This window comes from Streptomyces sp. NPDC026301, from assembly GCF_055567935.1.
The window spans coordinates 545,779-562,143 of record NZ_JBVHPN010000002.1 but is presented as its reverse complement, the minus strand read 5'-3'; the positions used below and the strand labels follow the sequence as shown (position 1 = coordinate 562,143).

At 73.9% G+C, this 16,365-nt stretch carries 13 protein-coding genes; 10 read left to right on the top strand and 3 right to left on the bottom strand.

Features of this window, described 5'->3' with window-relative positions:
• Window positions 1–44: 44 nt before the first annotated feature.
• On the top strand, window positions 45–962 hold the full coding sequence (locus tag ACZ4MH_RS05625; RefSeq protein ID WP_351598735.1) for a GNAT family N-acetyltransferase: 918 nt from the start codon (window positions 45–47) through the stop codon (window positions 960–962).
• A 14-nt stretch (window positions 963–976) separates the two neighbouring features.
• Window positions 977–2,740, top strand: coding sequence for a malto-oligosyltrehalose trehalohydrolase (gene treZ, locus ACZ4MH_RS05620; RefSeq protein WP_467754152.1), 1,764 nt, complete (start codon window positions 977–979; stop codon window positions 2,738–2,740).
• Here the strand turns inward: treZ and ACZ4MH_RS05615 are convergent.
• Entirely contained in the window at window positions 2,730–4,199 is a 1,470-nt protein-coding gene (locus tag ACZ4MH_RS05615; protein ID WP_351595715.1) for a purine-cytosine permease family protein, read from the bottom strand. The two genes, treZ and ACZ4MH_RS05615, sit on opposite strands and share 11 nt — an antisense overlap.
• 167 nt (window positions 4,200–4,366) lie before the next feature.
• Here ACZ4MH_RS05615 and ACZ4MH_RS05610 point away from each other — a divergent pair, with 167 nt between their 5' ends.
• On the top strand, window positions 4,367–5,881 hold the full coding sequence (locus tag ACZ4MH_RS05610; protein WP_467754203.1) for a PucR family transcriptional regulator: 1,515 nt from the start codon (window positions 4,367–4,369) through the stop codon (window positions 5,879–5,881).
• Between the two features lie 47 nt (window positions 5,882–5,928).
• Here ACZ4MH_RS05610 and ligD read toward each other — a convergent pair whose 3' ends face one another.
• Window positions 5,929–6,969 carry a non-homologous end-joining DNA ligase gene (gene ligD, locus ACZ4MH_RS05605; RefSeq protein ID WP_351595709.1) on the bottom strand — a complete coding sequence of 347 codons (1,041 nt, stop codon included), beginning with the start codon at window positions 6,967–6,969 and terminating at the stop codon, window positions 5,929–5,931.
• 74 nt (window positions 6,970–7,043) lie between these two features.
• Here ligD and ACZ4MH_RS05600 point away from each other — a divergent pair, with 74 nt between their 5' ends.
• Complete coding sequence (locus ACZ4MH_RS05600; RefSeq protein WP_351595706.1) at window positions 7,044–8,117, top strand: ATP-dependent DNA ligase; 1,074 nt, start codon at window positions 7,044–7,046, stop codon at window positions 8,115–8,117.
• 61 nt (window positions 8,118–8,178) lie between these two features.
• The gene (locus ACZ4MH_RS05595) at window positions 8,179–9,990 is read left to right on the top strand and encodes a hypothetical protein (protein ID WP_351595703.1); all 1,812 of its coding nucleotides are present in this window, start codon (window positions 8,179–8,181) and stop codon (window positions 9,988–9,990) included.
• 148 nt (window positions 9,991–10,138) lie between these two features.
• Here the strand turns inward: ACZ4MH_RS05595 and ACZ4MH_RS05590 are convergent, their stop codons facing one another.
• On the bottom strand, window positions 10,139–12,376 hold the full coding sequence (locus ACZ4MH_RS05590) for a tetratricopeptide repeat protein (RefSeq protein WP_351595700.1): 2,238 nt from the start codon (window positions 12,374–12,376) through the stop codon (window positions 10,139–10,141).
• 202 nt (window positions 12,377–12,578) lie between these two features.
• Here ACZ4MH_RS05590 and ACZ4MH_RS05585 point away from each other — a divergent pair, with 202 nt between their 5' ends.
• The 5 genes from ACZ4MH_RS05585 (at window position 12,579) to ACZ4MH_RS05565 (ending at window position 16,310) form a co-directional block, all read left to right on the top strand.
• Window positions 12,579–13,553 carry an AraC-like ligand-binding domain-containing protein gene (locus tag ACZ4MH_RS05585; RefSeq protein WP_351595727.1) on the top strand — a complete coding sequence of 325 codons (975 nt, stop codon included), beginning with the start codon at window positions 12,579–12,581 and terminating at the stop codon, window positions 13,551–13,553.
• 123 nt (window positions 13,554–13,676) lie between these two features.
• A complete protein-coding gene (locus ACZ4MH_RS05580; protein ID WP_351595697.1) occupies window positions 13,677–14,162 on the top strand; it encodes a nuclear transport factor 2 family protein in 486 nt (161 codons plus the stop codon).
• 63 nt (window positions 14,163–14,225) lie between these two features.
• Entirely contained in the window at window positions 14,226–14,498 is a 273-nt protein-coding gene (locus ACZ4MH_RS05575) for a hypothetical protein (protein ID WP_351595694.1), read from the top strand.
• A 4-nt stretch (window positions 14,499–14,502) separates the two neighbouring features.
• Window positions 14,503–15,168, top strand: coding sequence for a response regulator transcription factor (locus ACZ4MH_RS05570; RefSeq protein WP_351595691.1), 666 nt, complete (start codon window positions 14,503–14,505; stop codon window positions 15,166–15,168).
• Window positions 15,165–16,310, top strand: coding sequence for a sensor histidine kinase (locus tag ACZ4MH_RS05565; RefSeq protein ID WP_351595688.1), 1,146 nt, complete (start codon window positions 15,165–15,167; stop codon window positions 16,308–16,310). Before ACZ4MH_RS05570 ends, ACZ4MH_RS05565 begins: the two co-directional genes overlap by 4 nt.
• Window positions 16,311–16,365: the final 55 nt, after the last annotated feature.

Genomic DNA, 16,365 nt, shown 5'->3' with positions numbered 1-16,365 from the left:
GACGGGCCGTCGGCAGCGCGCCTCCCGAGAGGACTCGTACCCCCATGACCGATCTGGTCATCCGCGCGCTCACCGAAGGCGACGCGCACCTCTTCCACACCCTGCACGACCCCACGGCCCCGCTCCTGGGGCACGACCACTTCGGCCGGCCGTACGCCACGGTCGCGGCCGGCGGCGAGTACCGCCCCGACTGGACGTGGGTCGCGCTGCGCGACGGCGTCGTCGTGGCGCGCGCCGCGTGGTGGGCCGGCCCGGACGACACCCGCCCGATCTCCCTGGACCGGCTGGACTTCGCGCCCGGCGAGGCCGCCGCGGCGGCCGAGCTCCTGCGTGCCGCTCCGCTGTCGGCGGAGTACGTGCTGATGCTGCCGCCCGGCTGGCGTGCGCAGCGGGACGTGCGGGCCGCGGCCGAGGCCCGTATGGACGTCGTACGGGCCGCCGGGCTGCGCCCGATGGTCGAGCGCTTCCGGTACTCCTGGACCCCCGAGTGCGGCGTGCCCGCGGACCCGGGGCGGCTGGTCTTCCGCCCGGAGCCGGACGACGAGGCGATCCTGGACGTGCTGCGCCAGGTGGAGCGCGGTTCGCTGGACGCGCACGCCCGGCGGGCCGTCACCGAGGGCGGCGTGGAGCAGGCCGCCCGGGAGGAGCTGGAGTTCTTCCACTGGTGCCCGTCGCCGCGCGACTGGTGGCGGGTGGCGTACACGCCCGAGGGGGAGGTCGTCGGCCTGCACGTCCCGGCGCGCAACCACACGGCGCCCATCGTGGCGTTCATCGGCGTGGTCCCGGCGCAGCGCGGCCACGGTTACGCGTACGACCTGCTGGCCGACTGCACACGCGGGCTGGCCGCGCTCGGCGTGGACCGGATCGTCGCCGAGACGGACCAGCACAACACCCCAATGGCGGCGGCATTCGCCAAGGCGGGGTACCCCGTCACCCAGGAGCGTGCTTTCTTCGACGGGTAGAGGAAGGAGACCACGTGCTCTTCGAGGTGTGGGCACCGGACGCCGGTCGGGTGGAGCTCGTACGGGAGGACCGGGCCGCTCCGATGACGCGCTGTCCTTCCCGTACGGGCTGGTGGCGGGCCGAGGTGGCGGCCCGCCACGGGGACCGGTACGCCTTCCGGCTGGACGGCGGCGAGCCGCTGCCCGACCCGCGCGCGGCCCGGCTGCCGGACGGTCCCGGCGGCCCGGCCGCGGTCGTGGACCACGCCCGGTACGAGTGGCGGCACGACTGGCCGGGCCGCGGGCTGCCCGGCGCGGTCCTCTACGAGCTGCACATCGGGACGTTCACCCCCGGGGGCACGTTCGATGCGGCCGTCGAGCGGCTGCCGCATCTGAAGGACCTCGGCGTCACGCACATCGAGGTGATGCCGGTCTGCCCGTTCCCCGGTACGCACGGCTGGGGATACGAGGGCATCGCCCCGTGGGCGGTGCACGAGCCGTACGGCGGCCCGGACGGGCTGAAGCGCTTCGTGGACGCCGCGCACGGCCTCGGGCTCGGCGTCGTCCTGGACGTCGTGCACAACCACCTCGGCCCGTACGGCAACCACCTGCCCGCCTTCGGGCCGTACTTCACCGACACCCACCACACGCCCTGGGGCGCCGCCGTCAACCTCGACGCGCCCGGCTCCGACGAGGTCCGCGCGTACTTCCTGGGCAGTGCGCTGTCCTGGCTGCGCGACTACCGGATCGACGGGCTGCGCCTGGATGCCGTGCACGCGCTGCACGACACCCGGGCCCGGCACTTCCTCGCCGAGCTGTCGGAGGCGGTGGACGCACTCGGGGCGCAGCTGCGCCGTCCGCTGTTCCTGATTGCCGAGTCCGACCTGAACGATCCGCGGACGACGGCGCCGCGCCCGTACGGCGGCCACGGCCTACACGCGCAGTGGAACGACGACTTCCACCACGCCCTGCACGCGGCGCTCACCGGCGAGTCCCAGGGCTACTACGCCGACTTCGCGCGGGCTCCGATGGCGGCCCTCGCGACCACGTTGACCAGCGGCTTCTTCCACGCCGGTACGTACTCCAGCTTCCGGGAGCGCAGGCACGGCGCGCCGCTCGACATACGCGCCACCCCCGCACACCGATTGCTCGGTTACACGCAGACGCACGACCAGATCGGGAACCGCGCGCTCGGTGACCGCCTCTCGGAGCGGCTCTCCCCCGCCCTGCTGGGCTGCGCGGCGGCCCTCGTGCTGGGCGCCCCGTACACGCCGATGCTCTTCATGGGCGAGGAGTGGGGCGCGGGCACGCCCTGGCAGTTCTTCACCGACCACACCGACCCCGAGCTGGCGGCGGCGGTGCGCGACGGGCGGCGCCGGGAGTTCGCCGCGCACGGCTGGCAGGCCGAGGAGATCCCCGACCCGCAGGACCCGGCCACCCGGGAGCGCTCCTGCCTGGACTGGTCGGAGCCGGCCCGCGCCCCGCACGCGGAGCTGCTCGGCTGGTACCGCACGCTGCTGGCGCTCCGCCGCGACCACCCCGCGCTCACCGAGCCCCACCTCGCGCTGACACGGGTGGCGTACGACGAGGAGGGGCGGTGGCTGCGGCTGGAGCGCGACTCCGGACACGGCGAAGGCGGGGTGCTGGTCGCGGTGAACCTGCACCCCGCCCGTACGGCGGTGATTCCGCTGCCCTATGAGGCGGCGCGGCCCCTGGCGGGGTGGCCGGCGCCGCAGGAGCCCGGCGCGGACGGCGTCCTGCGGCTGCCCCCGGAGTCGGTGACGGTCCTCAGGACGTGACGGACTCCGCCTTCGGGGACGGCCCGCCGTCCCCCGCCGGCTCGCCGTCCAGCTCGCGCTCGCTCGCCGCCACCGCGGCCAGCTCCGTGTCCCTGTCGAGGCGGCGGTTGAGCAGGTAGTACAGGCCGCCGCCGATGATCAGGCCGGGCACGAAGGAGAGGTCGGCGCCGCCCAGCGCCTTGGCGGCCGGGCCCTCGTAGGCGTGGGTGGCGAAGAACGGGATCATCGTGGCGAAGCCGACGACGTAGGAGACGATGCCGCGCCAGGACCAGCGGCCGTAGATGCCGCCCTTCGAGTCGAAGATCGCGGTGACCGCGTAGTGGCCGCGCCGCACGCAGTAGAAGTCCACCAGGTTGACCGCGGTCCACGGCACCAGGAAGTACAGCATCATCAGCACGAAGGTGTTGAAGCTCTCCAGGTAGTTCTCCGGGAGCAGCATGGCGACGGTGAAGATGACGACGCCCACCGCCGCGATACCGGCGACCCGCAGCCGTACGGTCGGCTTGACCGTACGGAAGGCGTCCACGGCGCTGGTGGTGGTGAGCATCGCGCCGTACGCGTTGACGGCCGTGATGCCGATCAGCGCGATGGAGGAGACCACCACGGCGAAGGTGCCGAAACCGGGCAGGATCGCGTTGCCGACCTGACGGATACCGGTGATCGCGCCCGGCTCGGGCAGCGCGGAGGACAGCAGCGCGCCGAGCGACATCAGCCAGACGGCGGAGCCGGCCGCGCCGGCGTACGTCCACCAGATGACCTTGCGGGCCGAGACGTCGCGCGGCAGGTAACGGGAGTAGTCCGAGACGTAGATGGCGTAGCTGATCTGGTAGCCGGCCGCAGCGGAGAAGACGACCAGGAAGGACGTCCACGTCGAGCCGCCCCCGGACGCTGCGGCGTGCGCGGTACCCGGGTGCAGCTGGACGAGCGCTCCGATGGTGAGGACACCGAAGACGGCGATCAGTACGTACGTCAGCCAGCGCTGGACGAGGTGCAGCAGATCATGGCCGACGACCGCGAGGACGATCGCGACGGCGATGATCACGCCGTACCAGAGGGTCTTGCCCCCGGGGAGGATCGTCTGGAGGCCCTCGGTGGCGAGCACCACGTTGAAGACGTTGAAGCCGATGTAGACGAAGACGACGGCGGCGAAGGGGACGATCGCGCCGCGGGTGCCGAACTGGGCCCTCGACTGGATCATCTGCGGCAGGCCCATCCGGGGCCCCTGGTTGGCGTGGAACGCCATGAAGAAGGTGCCGAAACAGGCGCCGAGGACGACGGCCAGCACGGACATGCCCAGGCTCAGCCCCAGCTCGGGGCCGAGGAACCCGGTGACCATCGTGGTGAGCACGAAGTTCCCGGTGAACCAGAACGGCCCCTGGTGCCAGACCTTGCCGTGGCGCTCGCGCACGGGCACATAGTCGATCGATCGTTGTTCGATGACCCTGGGGGCGGCAGCCATGGGTCCTCCTCGGGTGGTGCGGTGACCGGCTGGGGGGCCGTACGGGGCGGGGTCTGCGGGGGATGCGACCTACAGCTGATCGCGGTGGTGTGAACCTACGGGCCCGTTCGGAGCTGCTTCGATCGCCCGATCGTCCATTCGATAGATATGTGATGGACACTATGTCTATGCCGCTGTACCTCACCGACCTCCTGGCGCGCCCGGACCTGAACCTCTCGGTCACCGGCGCCCCCGCGCCCGGGCTGCTGGACCGCACCATCGACGCCGCCACCGTCTCCGACCTGCTGCATCCCGGCGAGTGGCTGCAGGGCGGCGAGCTGCTGATGACCATCGGGCTGCTGCTCCCGATGGAGCCCGCCGCCTGCCGCGCGTACGTCGCCGACGTGGCGGCCGGCGGCGCGGCGGCCCTGGCGCTCGGCCTCGGGCACGGCCTCCCGTACCAGGCGGCGCCGCAGCCCCTCGTGGACGCGGCGCAGGAGGCCGGCCTGCCGCTGCTCACCGTCCCGGACGAGGTGCCGTTCATCGCCGTCACGAAGGCGGTCTTCGAGGCGCGCGCCCATGAGGAGCGGCAGGTGCTGCAGCGGGCCTTCGCGACCCAGCGGCGGCTGACGGCGGCGGCCACGGACAACGGGCTGCGCCCGATGCTGGAGGAGTGGACGGCCGCCACCGGGGTAGGTGCCGCGGTCCTCGACCCCCTGGGGCGGCTGCTCGCCTCGGGCGGGCCGGACGCCGAGTCCGTACTGGACGGCGCCCGCGACCTCGTCGACCGGGTGGCCTCCCGGGGGCTGCGCGGCAGCGCGGCCAGTACGGCCGGCGGGCAGCAGCTGGAGGTGCAGCCGCTGGGCGCCCGCCGGCTGCGCGGCCTGCTCCTCCTGAGCGGCGGCCCCGACGCCTCGGCCCGCGCCGTCGTCCCCGGCCTGGTCTCGCTGCTCTCCCTGGAGCTGGAGCGGCGGCACCTGATGGACGAGCCGGAGCGGCGCCGGCGCTCCGCGCTGCTCTCGGAGCTGCTCGCCGAGCCGGCGGCCGGCCAGGAACGGGCCGCGGGCCGCGCCCAGGACATCCTCGCCTCGGTCGGGCTGGCCACCGACCGGGTGCGCGGCGTGGTGGTCGAAGCGCCCGCGGAGTCCGCCCAGGAGTCGGCCGCCGACCTCGCCCTCGCCGTACCGGGCGGGCTGGTACGGGTCACCGAGGGCGGCCTCGTCGAGGCGGTGGTCGGCGAGGAGCTGGACGTACGCGACGTCCTCGGCCGCTTCGCACCGGGCTGTCCCGCCGGCCTCGGCCCGCTGGCCGCCCCCGAGGCCGTACGGGCCTCCCTGCGGCAGGCCACCGGGCTGCTGGGCCTGAGCCGGACCTCGGGGGCGCCCGTCGAGGCCCGCGAGAGCCAGGCCAGCCGGCTGCTCCTGGAGCTCGGCGACCGGCGCACCCTCCTCGGCTACGCGGACGCCGTGCTCGGCCCCCTGGACCTCGCCGACAGCGGCGAGGAGCTGATCGCCACGCTGGCCGCCTGGCTGGAGACCGGCGGCTCCTGGGACACCACCAGCCGCCGCCTCGGCGTCCACCGCCACACCGTGCGCAACCGCCTCGACAAGGCCATGACCCTCACGGGCCGCCGCCTCGACGACGCGGACGACCGCTTCGACCTGTGGCTGGCGACGCGCATCAGGCGCGGCGGGCGGGTGTGACGCGCGGGCCTACGGGCATGCGGGCGCGCGGCCTACGGGAGCGGGCGTCAGTCCTTGTGGCGAGCGCGGCTCGGCTGGACTCGGGTGGGCTCGCCCGGCATCTTCGGGTGGTCGGGGGGATAGGGCAGATCACCGAGGCCGCCGTCGTGCTCGGCGCGGTCGGCCAGCTCGAACACGGACTCCAGCCCGAAGCTCTCCTCGGCCATGCCGGCGTGCACGTCGCCCCGCTCCGCGTACCGGGCCGGCATCGTGGCCAGGTCGAAGTCGGCCGGCTCGGCGTCGTCCAGCTCCTCCCAGCGCAGCGGCGCGGACACCGTGGCACGCGGGTTCGGCCGTACCGAGTAGGCGGAGGCGATGGTGCGGTCGCGCGCCATCTGGTTGTAGTCGACGAAGATCCGGGCGCCGCGCTCCTCCTTCCACCAGGCCGTGGTCACCTGGTCCGGCATCCGGCGGGCCAGCTCGCGCCCCACGGTGATGGCCGCGCGCCGCACCTCGGTGAACGTCCAGCGCGGCGCGATCGGTACGTAGACGTGCAGACCGCGGCCCCCGGAGGTCTTCGGCCAGCCCCGTAGGCCCAGCTCGTCCAGGAGGGCGTGCAGCGCGTGGGCTGCCCGTACGGCGTCCGCGTAGCCGGTGCCCGGCTGCGGGTCGAGGTCGATGCGCAGCTCGTCGGGGTGGTCGGGCCGGCCGCGGCGGACCGGCCACGGGTGGAAGGTGACGCAGCCCAGGTTCGCCGCCCAGAGGACGGCGGCGGGCTCGGTGGGGCAGATCTCGTCGGCCGAGCGGCCGCTGGGGAAGGTGATGTGGGCGGTCGGCAGCCAGTCGGGGCGGTTCTTCGGGGCGCGCTTCTGGAAGAACGACTCGCCGGTGACCCCGTCCGGGTACCGCTCCAGGGTCGTCGGCCGGTCGTGCAGCGCCCGGGTGACGCCGTCGGCGACGGCCAGGTAGTACTGCGCCAGGTCCAGCTTCGTGAAGCCGCGCTCCGGGAAGTACACCTTGTCCGGGTGGGACAGCCGTACGGTGCGCCCGCCGGCCTCGATCTCCACCGCCGCACCGCCCGCACCCTTGGCACCGCCTGTACCACCCATGGCCGCCACGGTAAGCGCGCACGGCCGAGGGCGCTCGCCGGGCGACGTAAGGGACGTACGCGCACAATCAAGACATGGATCTCCCGGTGATGCCGCCCGTGAAGCCGATGCTGGCCAAGCCGGCGGCGAAGATCCCGTCCGGAATGCAGTACGAGGCCAAATGGGACGGCTTCCGGGCCATCGTCTACCGGGACGGCGACGAGATCGAGCTCGGCAGCCGCACCGGCAAGCCGCTCACCCGCTACTTCCCCGAGCTGGTCGAGGCGCTGCGCGCCAACGTGCCCGCGCGCTGCGTGCTGGACGGCGAGATCGTGATCGCGCGCGGCGACCGGCTGGACTTCGACGCGCTCACCGAACGCATCCACCCCGCCAAGTCCCGCGTCGACCTGCTCGCCGAGCGGACCCCGGCCGGCTTCGTCGCGTTCGACCTGCTGGCGCTGGACAACGAAGCGCTGCTCCGCGCGCCCCAGAAGGAGCGGCGCGCCCGGCTGGCCGAGGCCCTGCAAGGCGCCGAGGCGCCGGTGCACCTGGCGCCCGCCACCACCGACCCCGAGGTCGCCGCCGAGTGGTTCACGGAGTACGAGGGCGCCGGTCTGGACGGCGTGATCGCCAAGCCGCTGGACATGCCGTACCGCCAGAACGAGCGGGTCATGGTCAAGATCAAGCACGAGCGCACGGCGGACTGCGTGCTCGCCGGCTTCCGCTTCCACAAGAGCGGCCCGGTGGTCGGCTCGCTGCTGCTCGGCCTGTACGACGCGGCCGGCGCGCTGCAGCACGTCGGGGTCTGCGCCGCGTTCTCCATGAAGCGGCGCGAGGAGCTGGTGGCCGAGCTGGAGCCGCTGCGCATGGAGTCGGCGGCGGGCCACCCCTGGGCGCACTGGGCGGAGGAGGAGGCGCACGAGTCCGCCCGGCTGCCCGGCGCGCCCAGCCGCTGGAGCGGCAAGAAGGACCTGTCCTGGGTGCCGCTGCGCCCGGAGCGGGTGCTGGAGGTGGCGTACGACCACATGGAGAACGGGCAGCGCTTCCGGCACACCGCCCAGTTCCGCCGCTGGCGCCCGGACCGCACCCCGGAGAGCTGCACGTACGCACAACTGGAGGAGCCGGTGCGGTACGACCTGGGGAGGGTGCTGACCCGAAGGGTGGACTGAACGGTGGTTAGGGTGAGGGGGATCGGGGAGCACGAGGGGTACGAGAAGTACGGGGGTTGCCGTGGGGTGCGTCGAGCCGGGCTGGATACGGGTGCCGGTCGGGGCGGACGCGGCGCGCTGGACCACTCGGGGGCGCTGCCGGAAGGTGCTGCTGGTCGTGCACAACGTGACGGCGGCGACCCGGCTGCTGGACGTACTGCCGCTGTTCCGCGACGACCTACGGGTGCAGCTGCTCGCCACGTGTACGGGCTCGTCGCCGTTCCAGGCCGGGGTGCCGGAGCTGCTGGCGGAGACCGGCGTACCGGTACTGCCGTGGGAGCAGGCGCTGCGGACGCCGGTGGACCTCGCCGTCACGGCCAGCTTCGGCGGTCAACTGGCGGAACTTCCCGGGAAGTTGGCCGTACTGTCGCACGGCGCGGGATACAATAAAAGACTCGAAACGCCAAACGCCAAACGCCAAACGCCGGACGGCGGGGAGCGCGGGGAGGCGCCCGGTCAGCCGTCGTCGGCATCCGAACCGCCGGTGTTCGGTTTCGGTCCGGAGTGGACACTCGCGGACGGCGCCCCCATAGCGGACGCGATGGTGCTCTCCCACCCCGAGCAGCTCCGGCGGCTGCGTGCCGCCTGCCCGCAGGCCGCGGCCACGGCCGTACTGGCCGGTGATCCCTGCTTCGACCGTATGCTGGCGGCCCGCCCGTACCGCGACCGCTTCCGCCGCGCGCTCGGCGTCGCCCCGGGCCAGCGGCTCGTCCTGCTCAATTCGACGTGGAACCCGGAAGCGCTCTTCGGGGACGGCGGCGACGACGTCCTGCCGGCCCTGCTCGCCCGGCTGACGGCCGAACTCCCCGCCGACGAGTACCGCACCGCCGCCGTGCTGCACCCGAACATCTGGCACGGCCACGGCCCCGGCCAGATACGCGCCTGGCTCGACCGGGCCCGGCGCGCCGGGCTGACGCTCGTCGACCCGCTGACGGGCTGGCAGCAGGCGCTGCTCGCCGCGGACCTCGTGATCGGCGACTACGGCTCCGTCTCGTACTACGCCGCGGCGCACGGCACGCCGGTACTCATCGGCGCGGCCTCGCCTTCGGGTCTCGCGGCGGACTCCCCCGTCGCCGACTTCGTACGGCGGGCGCCGCGGCTGGACCCGTATGCGCCGCTGCGCCCCCAACTGGACGCCGCACTGGCCGGGCACCGGCCGCTGCCCGGCCCCGCCGAGCTCACGACCTCGGCACCGGGCGAGTCGGCGCGGCTGCTCCGCAGCGCCTTCTACGGGCTCATCGGCCTCCCCGAGCCGCCGGAGCCCGCGCTGCTCGACCCGCTGCCGCTGCCCCCGTACGAACCGCCGGTGCGCACCGCTCCGTTGCGCGTCCTGACCCGCCTCCTCGGGCCGGGCGAGGTGACGGTGGTCCGCCGGGCGGACCTTCGGAGCGGGACGGCGGAGGCGGTCGGCGAGCCCTCGGCCGGGGAGCAGGCGCATATCGCGGTGCACGAGGACACCCTCGACCCCGGGGTCCTCGAGCTCGCCGACGTGATCTTCCGTTACGGACACGCCGACGATCCCCGGCTCGGCCCGCCCGCCTCGTGGGCGGCGGAGGTCCTGGAACGCCACCCGTACTGCCGACTGGCCGCGTACGTCACCGGGCCCGGCGGCTGCACCGTCCGCACCCGCGACGGCGACCTGCTGCGGCTGACCGCGGACCGGAGCGCGGCCGCGGGCCTGCCCGGCGCCGACCCGGCCGCGTACGCCTCGGCGCTGTACGGGTGGCTGGCGGGCGGGAAGGGGGTCGACGGGCTGCCGGATGACGGGCTGACCGTATGGACGGGACGGACGGCCCACCGGGTGCGGGTCAGTCGCGAGGCCCCGGCCCTGTAGGCACTTCTGTCGCTGCCTCCGTAGCGGCTCCCGTTGCCGCCTCCGGAGCGGCCCCTGTCGCCGCCTCCGTAGCGGCCCACGTCGCTGCCTCCGGAGCAGCGCCCGTCGCTGCCTCCGGAGCAGCCGTCACGAACCACTCACGAACCGCTCACGCACCACTCGTGCACCGTTCGCGCAGCGCCCGTAGGTGGCCGAGGTGGTACTCCGCCCGCTCGTCCGCCAGCGCGGCGACGGCCTCGTCGATCAGCGGCAGGGCGTCCGCCGCGCGCCCGGCGAGGTGGTACGTCTCGGCCAGGTCGGTCAGCGTCCGCGCGGCGTTGTACGCCTCCCCGCTGTCCCTGAAGAAGCCCAGCGCGCGCGTCAGCAGCTCCTCGGCCTCGGCCCACCGGCCGAGGCCCCGCAGTGCGCGCCCGCGGTGGCGCTGGAGGAGTGCCCAGGCGCGCGGTACATCCGTACGCCCCTCTTCCCCAGGCCCGATCTCCGCCACGTACCCGTCCGCCTCGGCGAACAGCTCCAGCGCCTCCTCGTACCGCCACTGCGCCAGCCGTACCAGCCCCAGCGTCTCCGCGGCGGTCGCCCGGCCGCGCAGGTGCCCCTGGGCGCGCTCGGCGTCGGCGGCGGCCGTCAGCTCGGTCTCCGCCTCCTCGAAGCGCCGCAGCTCCACGAAGGCCAGCGCGAGCTGTGTGTGCATACGGGCGGCCATCCGCGAACCGGGGCTCACCGCGTCGGCGACCCGCGCCCCGACCCGCAGCGCGGGCAGCAGTTCCTCGTGCCGGCCGGCCTTGAGCTGGTACGCCCACAGCGCCTCGCAGAGCTGGCAGGCCACGTCGCCGAGCCCGAACTCCTCGGCGGCCAGCACGGCCTGTACGAGGTTGCCCAGCTCGCCCCCGAGCGCGGCGACTGCCTCGCCGGGGCCCGTGTACGGGCCCGGCGTCAGCCGGCCGTCGGCGTAGAGCGGGCCGACGTGCCAGCGCTGCGGCAGCGCGGCCAGGTCGGCGCGTACGGCGAAGCGCAGCGCCCACTCCACCGTGCGCCGGACGGCCTGCGCGTACGCCGCGCCGCCCGCCTCCCGGAGGGCCGCCTGCTCGGCGTGGCGGCGGACGGCCGGACGGTAGCGGTAGCGCCCCGCATCGGTACGCTCCAACAGCCCCTGATCCGCCAGTACCTCCAGCAGTCGCCCCGCCTCCGCCTCCTCGACGTCCGCGGCCGCCGCGGCCTGCCCGGCACCAAACGCGGCCCACGGCCACACGGCCGCCAGCCGGTAGAGCCGGGCGGGAGCGGGCGTGAGCTCCTGGTAGAGGTCCTCGACGACCGGCGGTACGGGTTCGCTCGCCGCGGCGGGATCCTCGGGGTGTCCACCGCGATCACGTACCGGATCGACGGCCGGGCCGTCCCCGGCCTCGCGCTCGGGCATTCCCGGCTCCTCATGGTGCTCGTGGTGGCGGGGTGTCTCCTGACGTCCGGTCAGCCGCGGGGCCATCGCCCGCAGCGCGTACGGTGAGCCGCCGCAACGGGCGAGGACCGACGACAGCGCGGACCGGGACGCCGCCTTGAGAGCCCGTTCCCCGACGAGGTCGGTCAGCAGCGCGACGGCGTCCTTCTTCCGCAGCGGGTCGACCTCGATCGGCACGGCGTCCAGGCCGGCCAGTCGGTGGTGGGCGACGATGATCGTGAAGACCCCGGGCGCGGCGGTGAACAGCGGCCCGACCTGCGCCGCGGAGTGGGCGTGATCCAGTACCAGCAGCAGCCGCAGACCGGCCACGAGGCGGCGGAACAGGGCGACGCACTCCGCCCGGCCCGGCGGTATCTCCGGCTCGGTCAGCCCCAGTTCACGCAGCACATGGCGGACCGCCACGGCCGGATCGAGTCCGCCCTCCGCACCGTCGCCGCCAAGATCGACGTACACCTGCCCGTCCGGGAAGTGCCCGGCCGCGGTCGCCTGCCACCCCCACTGACGCGCGAGCGCGCTCGTCCCCATGCCTTCCGGACCGAACACCAGCACCCGACGCGGACGCCCGGCGTACTGCCGACCCAACTCTCGTCCCATGCTCCTTTTCTGACTATCCCGATCGGTGAAATACCGCAGCGAGGGTGGGAGTTGGGGCACGGCCCGAGCGCGCACCTCGGGGAGGGCGTCACGCACGAGGGCCTGTACTTCGGCGAGCCGCGCCGCGTGGCCGGGGTCGCGCAGCGCACCCTCGTGGAGGAGCCGGGCCAGACCGTCCCAGTCCCCCGGCGTCGCCGGCGCCGCGACCTCACGCCCCGCGATCCGCCGGGCGAGGCCGCCGACCGATTCGAGCGCCCGCTTCCCGGCCTCGTTCGCCATGCCCGTGCCGACCGCGCCCAGCATCGCCGTGACCGCCGCCAGCGACATGGGATCCACCATCCGCAACTCCCCTGCTCCCGGCGCCATTACGGCGACCGTCCCCGTCAAGTCGAGATCAACCGTAGCGAACGGGGGTGCGGCCGTGGGCGGCCATGGGCGGCCGATGCCGGGCAGGCCGCGGAGGTGACCGACGGTTGCGGACCGTTGGCCCCTGCTGGGCGCGCGGATATGCTCGCGCCACCGAGAAAGGCTGGTGCGCGCCATGCAGACCGTCATCGCCACCGACCAGGTGCCGGACCGGGAGCGGTTCGCGTACTGGTCTCGGGCCGTCGCCGAGGCCATGCACGTCGTGCTGGACGTGCCGGGGCGGGGCAGCCCCCGCACGGCGTTCCACGGGCGGGCGGCGCTGGCCGAGGTGGGCGGGGTGCGGCTGCGGGCGATGCGGGCCGCGCCTGTCGCGGTGCGGCGTACGGCGCCGATGGCGGCACGGCACGCCGAGGACTACTACAAGGTGCTGCTGCAGATCTCCGGCACCGTGGCGGCGTGGCAGGGCGCGGAAGCGGAACTGGTCGGGCCGGGTGAACTGGTGGTGTGCGACGCGGCGAGACCGTACGAGCTCACGTACAGGGCGCCGTTCAGCACCGCGATGATCATGATCCCGCGTGATCGCATCCCGCTGCGCCCTGAGGCGCTGCGGGCGGTCACCGGACGCCGGATCGACGGGTCGGACGGCGTGGGCGCCGTGCTCGGCCCGCACCTGCGGTCGCTGGTGCGGCACGGCGCCCAGTGCGCCCCCCACACCGGAGCTCGACTGGCCGATTCGACCGTCTCGCTGGTCACGGCGCTGCTCGCCGAGCAGCTCGACCGGGTCGCGCCGGCCGAACCCGGTCAGGCCCTGCTGCTGCGCATCCGCGATCACATCGAGCGGCGGCTGGCCGACCCCGGGCTGAACCCGGAGGGCATCGCTCAGGCGCACGGCATCTCGCGCCGGTACCTCTTCAAGCTGTTCTCGGCCCAGGGCATGACGGTCGCGGGCTGGATCCGGGCACAGCGGCTGCAACGGTGTGCGCGCGACCTCGCCGACCCGGCCCTGTGCGAGGTACCGGTGGCGACGGTGGCGGCCCGCTGGGGCCTCACCGACGCCCGCCACTTCTCCCGGACCTTCAAGTCCGTGTACGGCTGCGCACCGGGTGCCTACCGCGCCCGGCAGGGGCTGCCGCCCCGCACCGCCGGCTGAGGGCCCGGCCGCGGCACCGCACCGGCGCACCGAGCCGGCGGTGCGGAACGTGTGCACCGGATGGCGAGTCCCCGTGCACTGTGCGCCCGTCCCCCACCGGCCCGCCGCTCCTACCGTTGCGGCATGCCTGACGCCAGCAGCCCCGAGCCCGGCCCCGAGGCGGGCCCCCAGGCGCTCGCCACCTCCGTCCTCACCCGCTATCTGCGGTTGTGCGACGTTCCCGCGCCCGCCCCCTGGGACGAAGTCCGCGCCCGGCTCGCCGAGGTGTTCACCGAGGACGCCGTCTGGACCGGCGCGGGCACCGACTACGCCGCCCGCTACGGAGTCCACCGTGGCCGCGCGGCCATCCTGGCGATGCTCGCCCGGCATCTGCCGCCGAGCCCGCACTTCGCCGCCAACGTGCACCTGCTGTTTCCCGCCGACAGCTGCACGGCCGACGCGGACAGCGCGCACGGCGTCTGGCTGATGCAGCAGCTCTCCCGTTACGCCGATGGCACGGCCGAGATGCGCGTCGCCCGGCTGACCGTCGCGTTCCGGCTCGGGACGGGGACCGCGCGCATTCAGGAATTCCGTACCGAACGCCTGTTCACGGCAGCTCTGCCCGCCTGACCTGCCGTGACCTCCCACCACTCCCACGACCTCCCACGACCTCCCGACGAAAGGAGCGCGACGGTGACCACCACTCACTGCACCGCGGCCCTGCGGCTCACGTGTTACGCCGATCCGCACGGCCACTCCTGGCGGCATGTGGACCTCTCCCTTCATGACGCGGAGGGACGCGAGCTCAACTGGGTGCACTGGCCCGCCGAGGAGACCGGTCCCGAAGGCGCCGACGCGGCGACCGCCCGCGCCGAGCCCTCGCTCCGCCGCACCTCCCCCTGGGAGCCCGGTGTCACGGCGGACGGCCGCGCCTACTGGAGCGCCTCGGCCGAGTGGGCGGTGTGACCCGGTGACGGCGACGCTGCCCGAAGCCACCCCGGCCGGCCCCGGGGGCGGCGGGGAGGGCGTGGTGTACATCCTGGACGACGACACCGCGCTGTGTGATTCTCTCGGCTGGCTGCTGGAATCCATCGGAATCCATGCCCATTGCTTCAGCGATCCGGCCGCTTTTCTCGATGCTTTCGACCGTGACAGGCCCGCCTGCCTCGTCCTGGACGTCCGTATGCCGCGCTTCAGCGGATTCCAGGTCCAGGAATTTCTCGCGGCCACCGGAATTCCCGTGGCGATCGTTTTCGTCTCGGCGCACGGTGACATCCGGATGTGCGTACGCGCCCTCCAGCAAGGGGCCGTGGACTTCCTGGAGAAACCCTACGATCCGCAGCACATGCTGGAAGTGGTCCAACGCGCCCTGCACACCGCCCGCGAGCGCTACGCCGAGTACGCCGAGCGGCGGGCCGTCGAGGCAGCGCTCGGCGCGCTCAGCCCGCGCGAACGGGAGATCCTGCACCTTGTCGCCGAAGGGGTGCCCAGCAAGGAGATCGCGGCCGCGCTGTGCATCAGCCTCAAGACGGTCGACGCCCATCGGGCACGCATCCGCGACAAGACCGGCGCGGAGACGCTCGGGGCCCTCGTCGGCGACATGCTGCGGTGCGGGGTGCGCCGCCTGGCCGGGTGAGCGGGGACGTGCGCCCGGAGACGGCGCCGTTCGCCGCCGGCGACTTCGCACGGATGCTGGCCGCGCTCCCGCTCTGCGTGCTCGTGCACGACGCCGCGGACCAGCGCATCCTGTGGGCCAACCCCGCGGCCTGCGACGTCCTCGGATTCACCGTCGACGAGCTCCGACCGCTCAAGGCACCCGACATGAGCGCCAACGCCCGGCAGTACGCCCGCGAGATCGGGGTGAGCTGGCTGCGCCGGGCCGCCGCCGAGGGAACGAGCACCATCGAATGGCGTTACCGCTCCAAGGACGGCACCGAGATCCTCACGGAGGCGGTGGCCACCCGTGTCGACCTCGCTGCCGGGCCCGTGGTGACGGTGCAGTTCCGGGACATCGGTGATCAGGTGCGGGCCGCCGAGGAACACCGCCGCGATCTGCAGTACTTGAACCATCTGGCCCGCTACAACGCGATGGGCGACATGGCGATGGCGATCGCCCACGAGGTCTCCCAGCCGATCGCCGCCGCCCACAACTTCGTCGCCGGGGCGCGCAGCCGGCTCGGGGACGACGCCGCGCCGGCACACCTGGTCTTCGGCCTGGACCACGCCACTCGCCAGCTGGACCGGGCCGCGGACATCCTCTCCAGCCTGCGCCGCTACGTCACTCGCCTGGAACAGTCCGCGCAACGCGTCGACCTGCGCGACATCGTGGCGGACTGCGGCTACTTCATCGAGACCCGCGCCAAGGAGGCCGGTGTGCCCATCGCCTGGCAACCGGCCCGGGAGCCGCTTCCCGTGCGCTGCGAGGAGGTGCTGATCGGGCAGGTCGTGATGAACCTGGCCTTCAACGCCGTGGAAGCGCTCGCCGGCCTGCCCGGCGCCGCCGGCGCCGTCACGCTGCGCACCCGCCGCCACGGCGGACTGGCCGAACTCGCCGTCCTGGACACCGGACCCGGGCTGCCGCCGATCCCGCCGGAGCAGATCTTCGACGGCGCGTTCTCCGCCAAGCGCGACGGCCATGGCATCGGCCTGGCCCTGAGCCATCGCATCGCCGCCCGGCACGGCGGAACCCTCACCGCGGCGCCCCACCATCCGCGGGGTGCCGCGTTCACCCTGCGCCTTCCGCTCGACCCCGTTCCCCGCGACGGCGCGAGCGCGTAGGGGAAATCCCCTAACGGGTGGAGGAGTTCACCAATAGCCAGGCCGGCGGACGATT